The 15,825-nt window shown below is 71.3% G+C and carries 15 protein-coding genes and 1 pseudogene; 9 read left to right on the top strand and 7 right to left on the bottom strand.

The annotated features are described in order from the left end of the window. The first annotated feature begins 88 nt into the window (after positions 1-88). Positions 89-814 (top strand): SDR family NAD(P)-dependent oxidoreductase, encoded by a 726-nt coding sequence (locus tag ACYVO6_RS19310; protein WP_461062629.1) that lies wholly within the window; start codon positions 89-91, stop codon positions 812-814. A gap of 78 nt (positions 815-892) precedes the next feature. Here the strand turns inward: ACYVO6_RS19310 and ACYVO6_RS19305 are convergent, their stop codons facing one another. Continuing rightward, the gene (locus ACYVO6_RS19305) at positions 893-1,057 is read right to left on the bottom strand and encodes a hypothetical protein (RefSeq protein WP_461062628.1); all 165 of its coding nucleotides are present in this window, start codon (positions 1,055-1,057) and stop codon (positions 893-895) included. A gap of 92 nt (positions 1,058-1,149) precedes the next feature. Further along, positions 1,150-2,370, bottom strand: a complete 1,221-nt coding sequence (locus tag ACYVO6_RS19300; protein WP_461062627.1) for an acyl-CoA dehydrogenase family protein — start codon at positions 2,368-2,370, stop codon at positions 1,150-1,152. Positions 2,371-2,543: 173 nt separating this feature from the next. Here ACYVO6_RS19300 and ACYVO6_RS19295 point away from each other — a divergent pair, with 173 nt between their 5' ends. From ACYVO6_RS19295 to ACYVO6_RS19265, 7 genes are all read left to right on the top strand, one after another. Continuing rightward, positions 2,544-3,368 carry an enoyl-CoA hydratase/isomerase family protein gene (locus ACYVO6_RS19295; RefSeq protein ID WP_461062626.1) on the top strand — a complete coding sequence of 275 codons (825 nt, stop codon included), beginning with the start codon at positions 2,544-2,546 and terminating at the stop codon, positions 3,366-3,368. Positions 3,369-3,460: 92 nt separating this feature from the next. Further along, a complete protein-coding gene (locus tag ACYVO6_RS19290; RefSeq protein WP_461062625.1) occupies positions 3,461-4,093 on the top strand; it encodes a hypothetical protein in 633 nt (210 codons plus the stop codon). Further along, on the top strand, positions 4,090-6,663 hold the full coding sequence (locus ACYVO6_RS19285; RefSeq protein WP_461062624.1) for a putative PEP-binding protein: 2,574 nt from the start codon (positions 4,090-4,092) through the stop codon (positions 6,661-6,663). The genes ACYVO6_RS19290 and ACYVO6_RS19285 overlap by 4 nt, the downstream gene beginning before the upstream one ends. Continuing rightward, positions 6,660-7,778: an acyl-CoA dehydrogenase family protein gene (locus tag ACYVO6_RS19280; RefSeq protein WP_461062623.1), complete on the top strand. Its 1,119-nt coding sequence runs from the start codon at positions 6,660-6,662 to the stop codon at positions 7,776-7,778. Before ACYVO6_RS19285 ends, ACYVO6_RS19280 begins: the two co-directional genes overlap by 4 nt. 58 nt (positions 7,779-7,836) lie before the next feature. Then, positions 7,837-8,256, top strand: coding sequence for a Zn-ribbon domain-containing OB-fold protein (locus tag ACYVO6_RS19275; RefSeq protein ID WP_461062622.1), 420 nt, complete (start codon positions 7,837-7,839; stop codon positions 8,254-8,256). Beyond that, positions 8,253-9,407, top strand: a complete 1,155-nt coding sequence (locus ACYVO6_RS19270; protein ID WP_461062621.1) for a thiolase family protein — start codon at positions 8,253-8,255, stop codon at positions 9,405-9,407. The genes ACYVO6_RS19275 and ACYVO6_RS19270 overlap by 4 nt, the downstream gene beginning before the upstream one ends. Before the next feature lie 17 nt (positions 9,408-9,424). Then, the gene (locus tag ACYVO6_RS19265; RefSeq protein ID WP_461062620.1) at positions 9,425-10,129 is read left to right on the top strand and encodes an SDR family NAD(P)-dependent oxidoreductase; all 705 of its coding nucleotides are present in this window, start codon (positions 9,425-9,427) and stop codon (positions 10,127-10,129) included. A gap of 20 nt (positions 10,130-10,149) precedes the next feature. Here ACYVO6_RS19265 and ACYVO6_RS19260 read toward each other — a convergent pair whose 3' ends face one another. Further along, positions 10,150-10,803, bottom strand: a complete 654-nt coding sequence (locus ACYVO6_RS19260; protein ID WP_461062619.1) for a TetR/AcrR family transcriptional regulator — start codon at positions 10,801-10,803, stop codon at positions 10,150-10,152. 143 nt (positions 10,804-10,946) lie between these two features. On the opposite strand from ACYVO6_RS19260, the pseudogene ACYVO6_RS19255 reads away from it, so the two are divergent. Next, positions 10,947-11,120: pseudogene (locus ACYVO6_RS19255) on the top strand (helix-turn-helix domain-containing protein); the annotation flags it as partial. 470 nt (positions 11,121-11,590) lie between these two features. On the opposite strand, the gene ACYVO6_RS19250 reads toward ACYVO6_RS19255, so the two are convergent. The 4 genes from ACYVO6_RS19250 to ACYVO6_RS19235 form a co-directional block, all read right to left on the bottom strand. Next, positions 11,591-13,087, bottom strand: a complete 1,497-nt coding sequence (locus ACYVO6_RS19250) for a 2-oxo acid dehydrogenase subunit E2 (protein WP_461062618.1) — start codon at positions 13,085-13,087, stop codon at positions 11,591-11,593. A gap of 4 nt (positions 13,088-13,091) precedes the next feature. Further along, positions 13,092-14,117, bottom strand: coding sequence for an alpha-ketoacid dehydrogenase subunit beta (locus ACYVO6_RS19245; protein WP_461062617.1), 1,026 nt, complete (start codon positions 14,115-14,117; stop codon positions 13,092-13,094). A 5-nt stretch (positions 14,118-14,122) separates the two neighbouring features. Beyond that, on the bottom strand, positions 14,123-15,133 hold the full coding sequence (locus ACYVO6_RS19240; RefSeq protein WP_461062616.1) for a thiamine pyrophosphate-dependent dehydrogenase E1 component subunit alpha: 1,011 nt from the start codon (positions 15,131-15,133) through the stop codon (positions 14,123-14,125). A gap of 118 nt (positions 15,134-15,251) precedes the next feature. Next, positions 15,252-15,758 (bottom strand): VOC family protein, encoded by a 507-nt coding sequence (locus ACYVO6_RS19235; RefSeq protein WP_461062615.1) that lies wholly within the window; start codon positions 15,756-15,758, stop codon positions 15,252-15,254. Positions 15,759-15,825: the final 67 nt, after the last annotated feature.

Below are 15,825 nucleotides of genomic sequence, written 5' to 3'. Positions count from 1 at the left end.
GAGCAGGCATGCACGTTGCCGGTGAGGCTCTCGGGATCCCAGTGGCGGAGCCAGGCCGGACCTCTCGGGTGCGAGGGGCGGTGCGATCGTGAGTCGGATCCTGGTGACCGGTTCCGCTGACGGCCTGGGACGTGCCGCGGCGGATTCGCTGCTGTCCGCGGGACACGACGTGGTGGTGCACGCCCGGAACCGGGAGCGCGCGGCGGGCCTCGACGCGCTGGTCGACCGTGGGGCGCACATCGTGGTGGGCGACTTCATAGAGCGTGACGCCGTGCGGGGAGTCGCCGCCGAGCTGAACGACGCCGGGCCGCTCGACGCGGTCATCCACAACGCCGGTGTGTGGAGCGGGCCGGCGGTCATGCCGGTCAACATCGTCGCACCGTACCTGCTCACGGCCCTGCTCCGCGCCCCGCGCCGGCTGGTGTACCTGAGCAGCGGCTCGCATTTCGGTGGGCGTCCCTCGCTCGACGGCGTGGACTGGCGGGGCGAGAGCGCGGGCTCGTACTCCGACAGCAAGCTGTTCGTCACGACGCTCGCCGCTGCGGTGGCTCGTCTGCGCCCCGGGGTGCTGAGCAACGCCGTGGATCCGGGCTGGGTGCCGACGAAGATGGGCGGACCGGGCGCACCGGACGATCTGGAACTTGGCCATCGCACGCAGGAGTGGCTCGCCGCCAGCGACGAACCCGAGGCCCTGACGACCGGCGGGTACTGGTACCACCGCCAGCGGCAGCAGCCGCACCGCGCAGTAAACGACGAGACGTTCCAGGACCGCCTCCTGGAGGCGTTGGCCGAGGAGACGGGCGCCGCACTTTAAGCGATCACCGCCGACAGCGTTGAGGGGCTCCACGTCGGCGACGTGGAGCCCCTCGGTGCAGAGCGAACCCTTGGAGGTTCAGTCGCGCAGCAACTCGCGCTGCCATTCGACCTCGCCCGCGCCGGCCAGCAGCCCGCCCCGTCCCGCTCCCGCCGTACCCCGCCCGCGGCGATCGCCCCGCAACTCCAGACGGTCCTCGACGCCCTCCTCGGCAGTGCGACGAGGCCCGCTGCTGCCGAGCAATTCGGCGGGCCTCGTGGCGTGTAGTTCATGCCGTGCACGTGGCCTCGGTGGTGCCGGCACGTCGAACCTGGCAGGCGCCGAGGCGGACCCGGTTACGAGCCGGCAGCGGCCTCTGGGCGTGGTTGCCGGTAGGGCTTCACCGCGCGGCGTGCGATGGCGAAGCGGTGCGTCTCCGACGGGCCGTCGTAGATCCGGAACGGCCGAACCTCCCTGAGCAGGCGCGCCAGTGGGGCGTCGGCGGCCGAGATGCCGAGTGCTCCGCAGATCTGCACCGCCCGGTCGACGACCCGGTTCACCGCCTCCGCCACGAAGGTCTTCGACACCGACGTGAGTTGCGAGGCGGCGGCCGACCCAGTGTCCAACTCCCAGGCGGTGCGCAGGATCAGGGCGCGGCTCGCCTCGATGTCGATCTCGGAGTCGGCCAGCATCTGCTGCACCATGCCGAGGTCGCCCAGTACGGAGCCGAACGCCGTCCGGCTGCCCGCCCGCTCCAGTGCGACGTCCTGGGCGCGACGGGCGGCTCCCAGCCAGCGCATGCAGTGGGTCATACGGGCGGGGCCGAGCCGGACCTGGGCGTTCTCGAAGCCGCGGTCCACGGCTCCGAGCACCCGGTCCTCGCCCACCACGCACTCCTCGAAGACGAGTTCGCTGTGCCCCGCGAAGATGCTCTCGTCCAGGGTCTCGATGTTCCGGACGACGCGCATGCCCGGGGTGTCGGCGTCGACCAGGAACATGGTGGCGCCGCCCGGGTCGCCGGGACTGCCGGAGGTGCGGGCCATGACGATCGCGAAGCCGGCGCCATGGGCCCCGCTGATGAACCACTTGCGGCCGTCGATGCGCCACCCGCCCGCGACCCGGGTCGCGGTGGTCCGCAGGGAACGGGGGTCGGCGCCCGCCCCCGGAGCCGGTTCGGTCATCGCGAAGCAGGACCGCACCTCGCCCGAGGCGAGTGGCCGCAGGAAGCGGGCCTTCTGCTCCTCCGTGGCCACCTTCTCCAGCAGATGCATATTGCCCTCGTCCGGAGCCGCGCAGTTCAGCGCCAGGGGGCCCAGCAGCGAGTACCCGGCGGCTTCGAACACCACCGCCTGTCCGCGCAGGTCGAGCCCGTGCCCGCCCCACCGCGTCGGCACATGCGGCGCGAACACGCCTGCCTCGCGGGCACCTTTCTGCAGGGTGTCGCGCAGGGCCTCCGGAGCGTCGTGCACCGACCCGCCGCACTCGCGTTCCGCCGGGATCACCACCTCGCGTACGAACTCCGCGGTGGCCGCGGCGAGTCGGGCGACAGGTGGATCGACATCGAACTGGATGGGCACGGTTCCTCCCGCCGGCGGGCCACGGGCATCTGTGCCCGTCGCGTCCTAGAAACTGTACAGCGTCTTCAGTATCTTGCTGCGTGGCGCTCGACGTGAGGAGCGTTGGATCTGAGGAGCGCTTGATCTGGGGAGCACTCGGCCCGGCGGTCCTCGACGACGGAAGAAGACCCCCTATGAGCACCCAGCCGGTCCGTGTCGTCCGTCAGCCCGACGGAGTCGTCGAGCTGAGGCTGGAGGATCCCGGAAGAGGCAACGCCCTGGACCTCCCGACGGCCGAGGCGCTGCGGGACGCGACCGCCGAAGTGGCCGCCGATCCGGGCGGCGCGGTTCTGCTGCGGGCGGCCGGCGCCGCCTTCTGCGTGGGCGGTGACCTGCGAGCCTTCGCCGGCCGGGGCGAAGACACGGGCGCCTATGTGCACGCCGTGGCGACCGCCGCACACGCGGCGGTGCGGACTCTGTACGAGCTGCCCGTGCCCGTGGTGACCGCCGTGCGCGGCGCCGCCGCGGGTGGCGGGATCGGCCTCGCCCTGGTCGGCGACATCGTCCTGGTCGCACGGTCGGCACGTTTCCGGCTGGCGTACACGGCGATGGGGCTCACCCCGGACTGCGGGGCCACCTGGCTCCTGCCGCGCCTGGTGGGCCCCCGTCTGGCGACTGATCTGGTCCTCACCAACCGGGTTCTCGCAGGCGACGAGGCCGAGCGGCTCGGTCTGGTCTCCCGGGTCGTCGAGGACGACGAAGTGGACGAGGTCGCGTACCGGACCGCCGCCGAACTGGCAGGTGGGGCGGGTGAGGCGCTGCGTGCCGCGAAGCGGCTGCTGCGTGACGGTGCCGAGGGCGGGCTGAGCCGTCACCTCGACGAGGAGGCGCGGCTGATCGCCGGCCTGGCCGGGAGCGACGAGGCGCAGGCGCGGATGACGTCGTTCCTGGCCCTGCGGGTTCGTGCACGGGTGGGCAGTGGCCAGTCCGCGCCAAGCAGTCCGGAAAGTGTTTCTTGATTACCTCTTCACTAACACCTCCGCCGGAGCGTAACCTCCGGGCAACACAGAACTGAGGAACCGGGCGACAGCACCGGGGAAATGGTGTGGCGATGCAATCTGCTGCCGTGGGCCGGACGGACGCTCTCGACGAGAACCTCACCGAAGCCGTTGTCGATCTCGTTCTGCGTGGGATGTGGCGCGGCAGGCCCGAGTCGGACCATCGCCCTCTGGTCGACGCCGGGCTGGCCATGGTGAAGGGCCCGATGGTGCTGCCGACCGAGCCCGCCAGGGCAGCCGCGGCGGGGATCCTGCGGGTTTCCGCCGGTTCCGAACTGGAACAGCAGATCACCACCGCCTACGAGGCCTTCCTGCCTGTCAACAGGAAACTGCGCGAGGTGTGCACGGCCTGGCAGTGCCGGCCCGACGGCACGGTCAACGACCACAGCGACAGTGTCTACGACGCCGGGGTGCGCGAGTCACTGGAAGACGTGCACGAGGCCATCCAGCCCGTACTGCGCAGGCTGGACGGGTTGCCGTCGGGCAGCGGGCGGTATGTCACGGCCCTGGAGGAAGCCCTCGACCGTTTCGACGACGGCGCGGTGGAGTGGCTGGCCTCGCCCCTGTGCGACTCGTACCACACCGTGTGGATGCGGCTGCACCAGGAGCTGCTGCTGGTCCTGGGGATCAGCCGGGCGCAGGACGAGGCGCTCGAAGAGGAACTGGTCACCAGGAGCCGGGGTTGAGCATCACCGACCGCCACTCCGACACACTGGCACAGACGCACACCCCCAGCCACGCCCTGGTGCCCTACGGCCAGGGACGGATCCGAGGGCTGGACGCCGGTGAACTGGGCACGCACGGCATCGCCATGGACCGGCTGGTGGCTCTCGGGCTCCCAGTGGTGCCCGGACTGACGGTGCCGGCGGGCTCGGCCGCGTCGCTGTGCGAGCCGGGTACCGCCCGCGCCGCCCTGGACCTTGTGGAGCAACTGTCGGGACGGCGGATCGGCGACAGGAGCAGGCCGCTGCTGCTACGTCTGTCGGCGAGCGCGTCGACCGAGGTCGCCGGGCTGCCGCCGGAACTCGCCTGCATCGGTATCACCCCGGCCGACGCCGATGGCATCCGTGCCGTCATCGGCCGCGACGATGTGCTGTACGAGGTATGGGCGGCCACCGTCCGGATGATCGCAGAGTACGCCCTTGACGTGCCCGCACCGGAGCTCGACGACGCATCGCTCGACGCACCTGATCCCAGGGCCCGCGTCGACGCACTGCTCTCGACGGTCGCCCGGCATGCCGAGCGGCAGTACCCCGACGACCCGGCCGAGCAGCTCGCGCTGGCCGCTCGGGCGGTGCTGGGGCGGTGGGCCTCACCCCGGGCCAGGCGATCCCGCAAAGCCCAGCGGCTCCCCGCGGAGCTGGGCATCGCACTGCATGTCCAGGCCGTGCGCATCGGGCCATGGGACCACTCCGGCTTCGGCACGGCGGTCAGCCGGCACCCCGACAGCGGCCGCTTCTCGCCGCAGGGCTCCTTCTTCCGGGGCGTACGCCGCAGCGCGCCGCCCCCGCGCACGGGCGAGCCGCTGGAGAAGCTGGGCGGGAGTTCCGCGCTGCTTGAGCACTCGCTGCTCACCCTCGAACGTCATCTGCACGCCCCGGTCACGGTCGACTTCGAGGTGCGTGACGGCGAGATCTCGCTGCTGGCCGCCTCGGCGCAGAGCCGCCCGCCGCTACGTGCGGCGGTGTGCCTCGCCGCGGACCTGGCCGGGGACGGAGCACTCGACCGGGAAGAAGCCGTACGCCGGATCAGCCCCGCGCAGGTGCAGGAACTGCTGCATCCCCAGCTCCGGCTGACCGGCGGCGAGCAGCTCCTGGTGAAGGGACTGCCCGCCTCCCCGGGGGCGGCGACCGGCGCGATCGTCCTGTCCAGCGAACGTGCCCTCGAACTGGCCGCGGACGGCACGCAGGTCGTGCTCGTGGCGCATGAGACGACTCCGGCCGACGTCCCCGGCATGCTGGCCGCCGTCGCCGTACTCACCGGCAGCGGCGGCATCGCCTCGCACGCCGCCGTGGTGGCGCGAGGTGCGGGCAAACCCGCCGTGTGCGGCGCCGAGGGACTGCGCGCCGACCGGGCCGCCGGCACCGTACGGATCGGCGACCGGGTACTGCGCGAGGGCGACGCCGTCTCGCTGGACGGCCGTACCGGAGCCGTCTACGAGGGGACGCTGAGCGTCAGTGTCGCCGGACCGCCGCCCGAACTGTCCACCCTGCTGGAGTGGGCGGACGGCATGCGTCGGCTGGGCGTACGGGCCAACGCCGACACCGCCGCGGAGGTGAGCACCGCCGTCGCCCTGGGCGCGGAGGGTGTGGGGCTGTGCCGTACGGAGCACCAGTTCCTCGGCGACCGGCTGCCGCTGATCCGCCGGGTGATCCTGGCCGCCGACGCCGAGGCCCGCGACGAGGCGCTGTCGGCACTGGAACAGGCCCAGCACGAGGACTTCAAGGCCCTGCTGGCCGCGGTGGGGGACCGGCCGGTGACCGTACGCCTGCTGGACGCTCCGCTGCACGAGTTCCTGCCCGCCGCCGGAGAGGCCCAGGACGCCGCCGAGGAGCAGCGGGCCGCCGCACTGCGCGAGGCGAATCCGATGCTCGGGCTGCGCGGCGTACGCCTGGCGCTGCTGCACGAGAGGCTCTACCCGGCACAGGCCGAGGCGCTTTTCACCGCCTGGGCCGATGTCGCCGCCACCGGCGTCCGGCCCGAGCTGGAGGTGATGATCCCGCTCGTCAGCCTGCCGGAGGAACTGGCCGCCGCGGCCGCGTACGTGCGGGGCGCCGCCGAGGCGGTCGCCGCCCGCACCGGCGTGGAGGTCCCGTACCGGCTCGGCACGATGATCGAGACACCGCGGGCCGCGCTGCTGGCCGGCGAACTCGCCGAACACGCCGAGTTCTTCTCCTTCGGCACCAACGACCTCACCCAGCTCACCTACGGATTCTCCCGGGACGACGTCGAGCGCCAGGTGCTCGCCTCGTACCAGGAACGCGGGTTCCTGACGGCCAGCCCGTTCGCCCGGCTCGACCCGCACGGGGTGGGCGCGCTGATCGCCCTGGCGGTGGAGCGGGCACGGAGCGTACGCCCCGACATCAAGCTGGGCGTGTGCGGTGAGCACGGCGGAGACCCGGAGTCCATCGCCTTCTGCGACGAGCTGGGCCTCGACTACGTCTCCTGCTCCGCGCACCGCGTGCCGGTCGCCCGGATGGCGGCCGCGCACAGTGCCCTGAGCGAGCGGCGTGACGACAGCGGGAGCGCACGATGACGAGCACTGCGACCGACAGCACGGCGCTGTCCGACGCCGAACTGGACGACCTCCGCGAGACTGTACGGTCGGTGTGCGCCGATGCCGGCGGCACCGCCGCGGTGCGCCGGCTGTCCGAGCAATCTCCGGGTATCGACGCCAAGTTGTGGGACACCCTCGGCCGGCAGGTCGGCCTCGCGGCCCTCGGTCTGCCAGAGGCGGCCGGAGGCATCGGCGGCCTCGCCGAGATCGCCGCGGTCTGCGAGGAGTTGGGCCGGACACTGGCGCCGGTGCCTCTGCTGTCGTCCACCGTGCTGGCCGGGCAGGTCCTGGCAGGCTGCGGCACGGCCGACCGGGCACTGGCGGAGCTGGCCGAGGGCAAGGTGCACGCCCTGGCGGTGGCGGCGCCCGACGGGGTGTGGCGGCCGGATGCCGTGCCGGTGGCCGTCACCTGGCGGGGCGGCGTCCCGCTCCTCGACGGCACCGCTCCCTTCGTACTGGACGGTGCCGACGCCGAACGTCTGGTGGTCGCCGCCGACGGCGCCGACGGCCTGGACCTCTTCCTCGCCGACCCGAGCGGACCCGGGGTGACGGTCCGCCGGGTGCCCACCCTGGACCTCAGCCGCGGACAGGCGGTGGTCTCCTTCTCCGGCGCCCGTGCCCGGCCCCTGACCGCCGGGGGCGAGGGAGCGGACATCGTGAGCCGCGCCCTGGACGTGGCCCTGGTGGCCCTGGCCGCCGAGCAACTCGGCGGCGCGCAGGCCGCGTTGGACATGACGGTGGCCCATGTACGCGACCGCACCCAGTTCGGCAGGGCCATCGGCGGCTTCCAGGCGATCAAGCACACCTGTGCCGACATGCTGCTCCAGGTCGAAGCCGCGCGGTCCGCGGTGGTGCGCGCCGTCCGGGCGGCCGACTCGCCCGAGGCGCTGGCCGAAGCGGCGGCGGTGGCGCAGGCATGGTGCGGCGAGGCGTTCGTGTTCGTCGCCGCCGAGTGCGTCCAACTGCACGGCGGCATGGGCTTCACCTGGGAGCACGACGCGCACCTGTACTTCCGGCGCGCACAGTCCGACGCCGTCCTGCTGGGCGGCGCCGCACACCATCGGGAACGGCTGGCCGGACTGCTGGGCTGGTGACTTCACCCGCGGTCACAGCACCACCGCACGACGACCGTGCAGAAAAGGGCAGGACGGCATGATCAGCAGACTCATCGACGAGGGACTGTTCGGGAGCGCGAATCCACCGCGCCTCACGGGCGCGCGCTGCTCCGGCTGCGCCACCGTGGTCTTCCCCCGGCAGAACTCGTGCCCCAAGTGCTCGGACGGAGCCATGTCCGCGCATGTGCTGCCGGTGAGCGGGCGGGTGTGGTCGTGGACGCTGCAGGCGTTCCAGCCCAAGCCGCCGTATCGGCCGCCGACCGGGGGCTACCGGCCGTATCACGTGGGCTATGTCGACCTCGGCGAGGTGCTGGTCGAGGCGCGGCTGGAGGTTCCCCGCGCCGAGATACGGATCGGGCTGCCGGTCCGGCTCACCACGGTGACCGCCTACCACGACGAGGACGGGACCGAGGTGCTGACCTTCGCGTTCCGCACAGACGGGGATGGGGAGCGATGAGCCGGAGCGACGAGGTCTATGTCGTCGGCTGCGGCATGCATCCCTTCGGCCGCGACGAGACCGTCACCGGGATGGACATGGCGGAGCGTGCGGTACGCGAGGCCCTGGCCGACGCCGGGACAGCATGGGACGACATCGGTTACGCGGCGGGCGGCTCCGACGTGTCCGGCAAGCCCGACACCCTGGTCGGCCGTCTGGGCCTGACCGGTGTGCCGTTCGCCAACGTGCAGAACGGCTGCGCCACCGGTGCCTCGACGGTGCTCGCCGTGGCCAACGCACTGCGCGCCGGCGAGGCCTCGCTCGGACTGGCCGTGGGCTTCGACAAGCACGAGCGGGGCGCCTTCAACGTCTCCGCGGCACGCTACGGACTGCCCGACTGGTACGCCGAGACCGGCATGATGCTGACCACCCAGTTCTTCGCCCTCAAGACCCAGCGGTACCTGCACGAGCACGGGATCTCGGAGCGGACGCTGGCGAGAGTGGCCGCGCGGGCCTTCCGCAACGGCTCCCAGCATCCCCTGGCCTGGCGGCGCAAGGAGCTGACGGAGGAGGAGATCCTCAACTCCGCCGAGGTCAGTCCGCCCCTCACCCAGTACATGTTCTGCTCGCCGGGGCAGGGCGCGGCGGCTCTGGTGCTGGCGCTCGGCGACCGTGCCTTCGATTTGTGCGAACGCCCCGTAAAACTGGCGTCGTTGGCCTTCAGGACCAGACGGTTCGGCTCGTTCGAGGTGTTCTCGCCCTGGCTGCCGCCCGGACCGCACCGCAGCCCGAGCGTCGACGCCGCGGAGGCTGCCTTCCGCACCGCGGGGCTACGGCCCGCGGACGTACAGGTCGCCCAGTTGCAGGACACCGACAGCGGATCGGAACTGATCCACCTGGCCGAGACCGGACTGTGCGGCCACGGCGAGCAGCAGGAACTCCTCGCCGGCGGGGACACCGATCCCACGGGCCGGATCCCGGTCAACACCGACGGCGGCTGCCTGGCCGGTGGCGAGCCCGTCGGCGCCTCCGGGCTGCGCCAGTTCCACGAGGTCGTACGGCAGTTGCAGGGCCGGGCGCCGGGTGTGCAGGTGCCGGGCGCTCCCCGGGTGGGCTTCACCCATGTGTACGGCGCGCCCGGGATCAGCGCCTGCTCGGTACTGACGGTCTGAAAGGCGGCAAGCACACCATGTGGCACGGCGACAGAACCGCACTGGTCACCGGCGGAGCGCGCGGCATCGGCCTGGAGATATGCCGGCAGCTCGCGGACCGGGGGCTACGGGTCCTGGTCGGGGCGCGAAGATGGGAGGCGGCCGAGGAGGCGTGCCACGTCATCGGTCCGGCGGCACTCCCGCTGGCCCTGGACGTGGCTTCGGCGAAGAGCGTCGCCGAAGCGGTCCGGGAAGCCGGGGAGTTGACTGGCGGGATCGACGTCCTGGTGAACAATGCGGGAGTGTCCCTGGACGGAGATCTACGGCCCCCGTACCTCGACGAGGAGATTCTGCGCACGACCCTGGACACGAACCTCACGGGTGCCTGGCGCCTGGCGGAAGCCGTCGTGCCAGGCATGGTGGAGGTCGGCTACGGACGGGTCGTCAATGTCACCAGCTCGTACGGCTCGCTGGCGCTGATGGACTCCGGCCGCCACCCGGCCTACCGGATCTCCAAGACCGCCCTCAACGCCCTGACCCGTATGCTCGCGGCCGAACTGGCGGGCACAGGCGTCCTGGTCAACGCCGCCGACCCCGGCTGGACCCGCAGCGGCATGGGCGGTTCCGCTGCCCCGCGCGGTCCGGAGGAGGGCGCGGACACCCCGGTCTGGCTGGCCACCCTCCCCGACGGCGACGGGACGACGGGCGGGCTGTTCGCCGAACGTAAGCCCCTGCCCTGGTGAACTGGCCCTGGTGAACCGCCTCAGGCGGATGCGGAGGCCGGCTTCTGCTCGGCGGTGACGATCCGCAGCGCCAGCGACCTGACCGCCTCCTGTACGGAACGGGAGGGCAGCTGGGACAACGGCCCGCCTTCCGCTCGCAGCGCGGTGACCAGCATGGTCGTACTGATCAGCGTGCGGACTGCGAGTGCCTGCGCCGCGTGCCGTGACTTGGCCGCCCGGGGACTGCGCGTGGTGCCCTCCGGCAGATAGTCGTACGCCCGCTGGATGTGCCGCTGCTCGAACTCGTCCCGCAGCACCTTGACGTTGCCGTTGGCGGAGGCGATCTGCACCTGGTACAGCCGGGCCTCCTCGGGGTTCTGCTCCACCCAGTCCCACACCGCGTCGATGACTCGCAGCAGCCCCTCCGCACTCCCCGGCTCGGACTCCGGGCGGGCCGCCTCCACCACCGCGTTCAGCTGGTCGAAGACCCGCCGCATGGCGAGTTCGAGCAGCTCCTCCTTGCCGTCGAAGTGGTAGTAGACGGCCGTGGGCACCACCTGGGCCTCGTCCGCGATGTCCTGGATGCTGGTCTCCGCGACTCCGTTACGCCCGAATACCCGTACGGCGGCGGTGATGATGTGCTGTCGTCGCGAGGGTCGGTGGGCGGGCTGCTTGCCGTTCTGCGTGGTGGCCATCATGCTCCCTGGCGGCTGCCGCGAACCCGCGTCTGTGGGCCCTGTTCACTGACCATGCTATCCAGTAACTCTGCCAGGTCGATGGCGTAATTCCTGCTACGCGTGTGCCGTCGGAGTACGAAGATCGCGGCATACTTGACACCATGACGATATCCGGAGCCCGCGCCGCGCACCGTCCTTCGCGCAAGCAGTGGGTGATCGAAGCGGCCACGGAGCTGTTCGCCACCCAGTCGCCGGACGAGGTGACGGTGGCCGACATCGCCGCTCGTGCGGAGATGACCTCGGCAGCGGTCTACTACCACTTTTCCTCCAAGGACAAGGTCCTGGTGGAGGGGATGCGGGTGTTCGCCACCGCGCTGCGCGAAGAGCTGCATGCGCTTGCGGAGGCCCACATGCCCGGTTCGCCCGTCGGCCCTGCCCTCACCGCGCTGGTGGCCTGGCTGGGCGAACACCGGTCCGCCGCCACCGTGTTCTTCACGTCCTCGGCCGGCATGAGCCAGGAGGCGGAGGCGCTGCGCCACGAGAGCCGTACGCAGTTGCTGGAGGAACTGGTACGGCTGACCCGCAAGGCCCGTGAGTCGGTCTCCGACGCCGAGGCCGCCGTCATCGCCCTGGGCCTGCTGTCGCTGCTGGAGACCTCGGCGATCTCGCAGGTCCGCGGGGACGACGTCTACCGCTCGCTCGGACACCGCTCCTTCGTCCGCGAGGTCGGCCGCCTCGCCGAGCGGATCGCCGACCCGGCGGCGGCCGAATAGCCCTCGGACCAGGAGCGGATCTCCGCCCAGGATCAGACCAGCAGCCGGAGCGGCTTTCGCAGCAACTCACCGACCGTGCGCAGATACTCGGCTGCCGGTGCCCCGTCGACGGCACGGTGGTCGAAGGTGAGGCTCAGGGTGAGTACCTGCGTCCGCAGTGGCCGGTCGTCCACCCACTCGACACCGTCCCTGAGCCTGCCCACGCCGAGGATGGCGACATTGCCGGGGTTGATCACGGGGGTGAAGAAGTCGACGCCGTATCCGCCCAGCGAGGTGACGGTGAATGTGGCGCCTTCCAGCTGGGCTGGAGAGATCCGTCCCTCGCGTGCGGCCTCGGCCAGGGCCTTCGACCGGCGGGCGATCTCGGGCAGCGGCATCAGCACCGCGTCCTCGATCACGGGGACCATCAGGCCGCCCGGAACGGCCACCGCGAAGCCGAGGTGGATGTCGCCGAGCAGATGGATGCCGTCCTCCCGCACCGTCGCGTTGAGCAGCGAGTGCTCGTGCAGGGCCAGTGCGGCGGCCTTGAGCAGGAAGTCGTTGAGGCTGGGGACGGGCAAGTCGCTGTCGGCCCATTCCTCCTTGAGCCGGGCCCGCAACGACACGACGGCGTCCATCCGCACTTCGTAACCGTGCGTCAGCTGTGCCATCTCCTGGAGGCTGGCGTGCATCCGGCGGGCGATGGTGCCGCGCATTCCGGTCAGGGGGAGGACGTCTCCCGGCTGGGGTACGGCACTGCGGCGGACGGCCGCTGTCGCGGGCGCCGGTTCGGTCGCCGTGGTGACGGCGTCGAGGTCGGACCTGCGGATCCGGCCGCCGGGACCGGTGCCGTTCACCCCGGAGAGATCGATGCCCCGCTCCTTCGCCAGCTTGCGGACCAGCGGCGAGACGGATGTGCCGGGCGAGACCGGAGTGACGGGGGTGGCGGACTGGGCGGCGAGAAAGTCCTCCACGTCCTCGGAGACGATCCGGCCGCCGGGTCCTGTGCCGCGTAGGGCGGTGAGGTCGACGTCGGTCTCGGCCGCCACCCGTCGGGCGTTCGGCGAGGCGAGGAGTCGGCCCCCGTGACCGACGGAGGCCGCGCTGCCGTTGAGGGAGGGCGTCGCGGAGCCGTTGCCGCCGTGACCGGACGGTGCCGTGCCGTTGCCAATGGGTGCCGGGGCCGCGGAAGTCCCGCCGGCATCGAATGCCGACGCCGCGGAGACAGCGCCCACGGCCACGGGCTGCGCAGCCGTACCGCTGGCCCCGGGTCCTGAAGCCATCGGCGTACCCCCCGGCTCCGGCGGCTGCTCGCCCTCGGCCAGCAGCCAGCCGATGAGAGCCCCTGCCGGGACCGTGGTCCCGGCAGGAACCACGGGGTGGAACAGTCCACCGGCCTCCGCCTCGACGTCCACGTCGACCTTGTCGGTGGCCAGCCGCAGCAGGGCGTCGCCCTCCGAGACAGCGGTGCCGGTGGGCACGAGCCACTCGTCGATCGTGCCTTCCTGCATGGTCAGGCCGATCTTCGGCAGCAGAACCTCGACCGCCACTTCGTCACGACCTTTCGAGGAGACGGCGGCACCCCTGGGCGATGCGGGCGCGATCGGGTACGTATGCCTTCTCCAGCACTGGGGAGAACGGCACGGGGGAGAAGGGAGCGCCGATGCGCAGGATCGGCGCGTCCAGATAATCGAAGGCCGCGTCCTGGATCTGGGCGGCGATCTCCGCGCCGAGTCCGCCGAAGGTGACGGCCTCGTGGACCACGAGGGCCCGGTTGGTGCGGCGGACAGAGGCGATCATGGTCTCGGTGTCCAAGGGCTGGACGGTCCGGGGGTCGATCACCTCGATCTCGATGCCCTCGGCGGCGAGTTCGTCGGCTGCCGCGAGTGCCTCGCCCACCATGCGGCCCAGTGCGATGACGGTGACGTCGGAGCCCTGACGCGCAGTGTGGGCCTGCCCGAGCGGGATCCCGTAGATCGGTTCGGGTACTTCGCCCTTGCTGCCGAGCAGGACCTTGTTGAGCATGACGACGACCGGGTTGTCGTCCCGGATCGCCGAGACCGTCAGGCCCTTGGCGGTGTACACGTCGGACGGCATGACGACCTTGAGGCCGGGCACGTGGGCGAGCCAGGCCTCCAGGCTCTGGCTGTGCTGGGCGGCGGCGCCTAGGCCGGCGCCGGAGGCGGTGGTGATGGTGAGCGGCACGGAGAGGCCGCCGCCGAACATGTACTTCATCTTGGCGGCCTGGTTGACGATCTGGTCCAGGCAGACGCCGATGAAGTCCATGAACATCAGGTCGACGACGGGGCGCAGACCCCGGGCGGCGGCGCCCACGCCCAGGCCGACCAGCGCGGCCTCGGAGATCGGCGTGTCGATCATGCGGCGCGGGCCGAACTCGTCGAGCAGGTTGTCGAACATGCGGAAGACGCCGCCGTATCCGGCCACGTCCTCGCCGGCGACGAAGACGTTCTCGTCCTCGCGCATGGCCTGCGCCAGTCCTTCGTTGAAGGCCTTGACGTAGGTCAGTTTGCGGTCCGTGGCGTCCGGGGCGGCGGTGGGTGTTTCGGTGATGGTGGTCATGGCGGTCACCCCGAGTAGACGTTGAGCAGCAGGTCGGCGGTGTCGGGCAGCGGGCTGGCCTCGGCGTACGCGATGGCCTCGGCGATCGCGTCGCGGGTGCGCTGCCAGGTGTCGTCCAGCTCCGCCCGGGTGGCGGTGCCGTCGGCGAGGGCGCGGGCCTCCAGCAGGTCGATCGCGTCGCGGGCCTTCCACTCGTCGACCTCCTCCTGGGAGCGGTAAGGGTGACGCAGTCCCTTGACGCCCTGGTGGTCGTAATAGCGGTAGGTCTTGGCCTCGATCATCATGGGGCCCTCACCCGCCCGGGCCCGTTCGACCGCCTCGGCGGCCGCGCGGTGAACGGCGACAGCATCCATGCCGTCGACGATCACACTGGGCATGCCGTAGGCCGCGGCGCGGTCGGCGACATCGGTGATCAGCATGTGCTTCGACTGAGGCGTGAACTCGGCGTAGCCGTTGTTTTCGCAGATGAACAGCACCGGCAGGCGCAGGATGGCGGCCATGTTGGCGGCCTCGTGGAAGCTGCCGATGTTCGTGGCGCCGTCGCCGAAGAAGGTGACGGCGACGCTGTCCTCGCCCTTGTACTGGGCGGCGAAGGCGGCGCCGACGGCGATCGGGATGCCGGCGCCGACGATGCCGTTCGCGCCGAGCATGCCGAGGCTGAGGTCGTTGATGTGCATGCTTCCGCCACGGCCCAGGCAGGCTCCGGTGACCCGGCCGTACAGCTCGGCGTACATGTGCCGGAAGCTGACGCCCTTGGCCACGGCGTGTCCGTGTCCGCGGTGGGTGGAGGTGATCTGGTCGTCGTCGCGCAGTGCCGCCATCACTCCCGCGGCCACGGCTTCCTGGCCGACGTACAGGTGCAGGAAGCCGGGCAGTTTGCCGGCCTCCATGAGCTTGCCCGCCTCGGTCTCGAACAGCCGGATGCGCACCATGCGCTCGTGCAGGTCCCTGACGACCTGCGCGGATGCCTGGTGTGTGGTCTTCGCGGCCGACTTCCGCGGTGCCTTTTGAACCATCGTCCGCCCCTTCGCCCCGTTGCGAGGTTTCCAACCGATCGGACTTTCTATTGCTGGTCTACAGTAACCAGCAGGGCGCACCTTACTGAAGAGGTTCTCTAATTACTATGGGCCGGGCTCAACCGGTCTCGTGGTCACCGCCGCGCTGGTCCACCAGTTCGAGGGCATTGCCTTCCGGATCCGCCCAGAAGCTGATTCGCCGGTCCCGTGCCACTACGACGGTCGGGGACGACAGCGGCCGGGCGCCGGCGGCCGGCAGTGCGGCGACGACCGGCACTATGTCGTCGAAGTGGAAGGTGACATAGGACAAGCCGCGGCGTGCGGCCAGCGGTACGGCCGACGGCCTCGCAGCCGCGCCCGCATCCGTATCCGCCTGAAGCCGTATCAGCTTGATCCGGCCCCCGGACGGCACCTGAAGCCAGACGACCAACAGGGGCCCGCCCAATCCGGCCGGGCCGCCGATCGCGTGTGGGATGTGCGAGTGGTGCACCGGGACGCAGCCGAGCGCCTCGCGATAGAAGTGCTCCAACGCCTCCAGGTCGCGCACCACGACACCGACTTCGAAGGGCTGGGTCATCGCCACCCCTCGGGACACCTGAGCCGGCTCGGCCATCTCGTCGGCCACTGGACTCCCTTCCGTCTACTTGCTACCCGCACCCGTTCCCTCAGCTGGAGCCGATCCCTAGAAAGAT

Source organism: Streptomyces pseudoechinosporeus (assembly GCF_054783935.1).
Note: the sequence above shows the minus strand (reverse complement) of the source record. Positions and strands in the feature narration are given on the sequence as shown.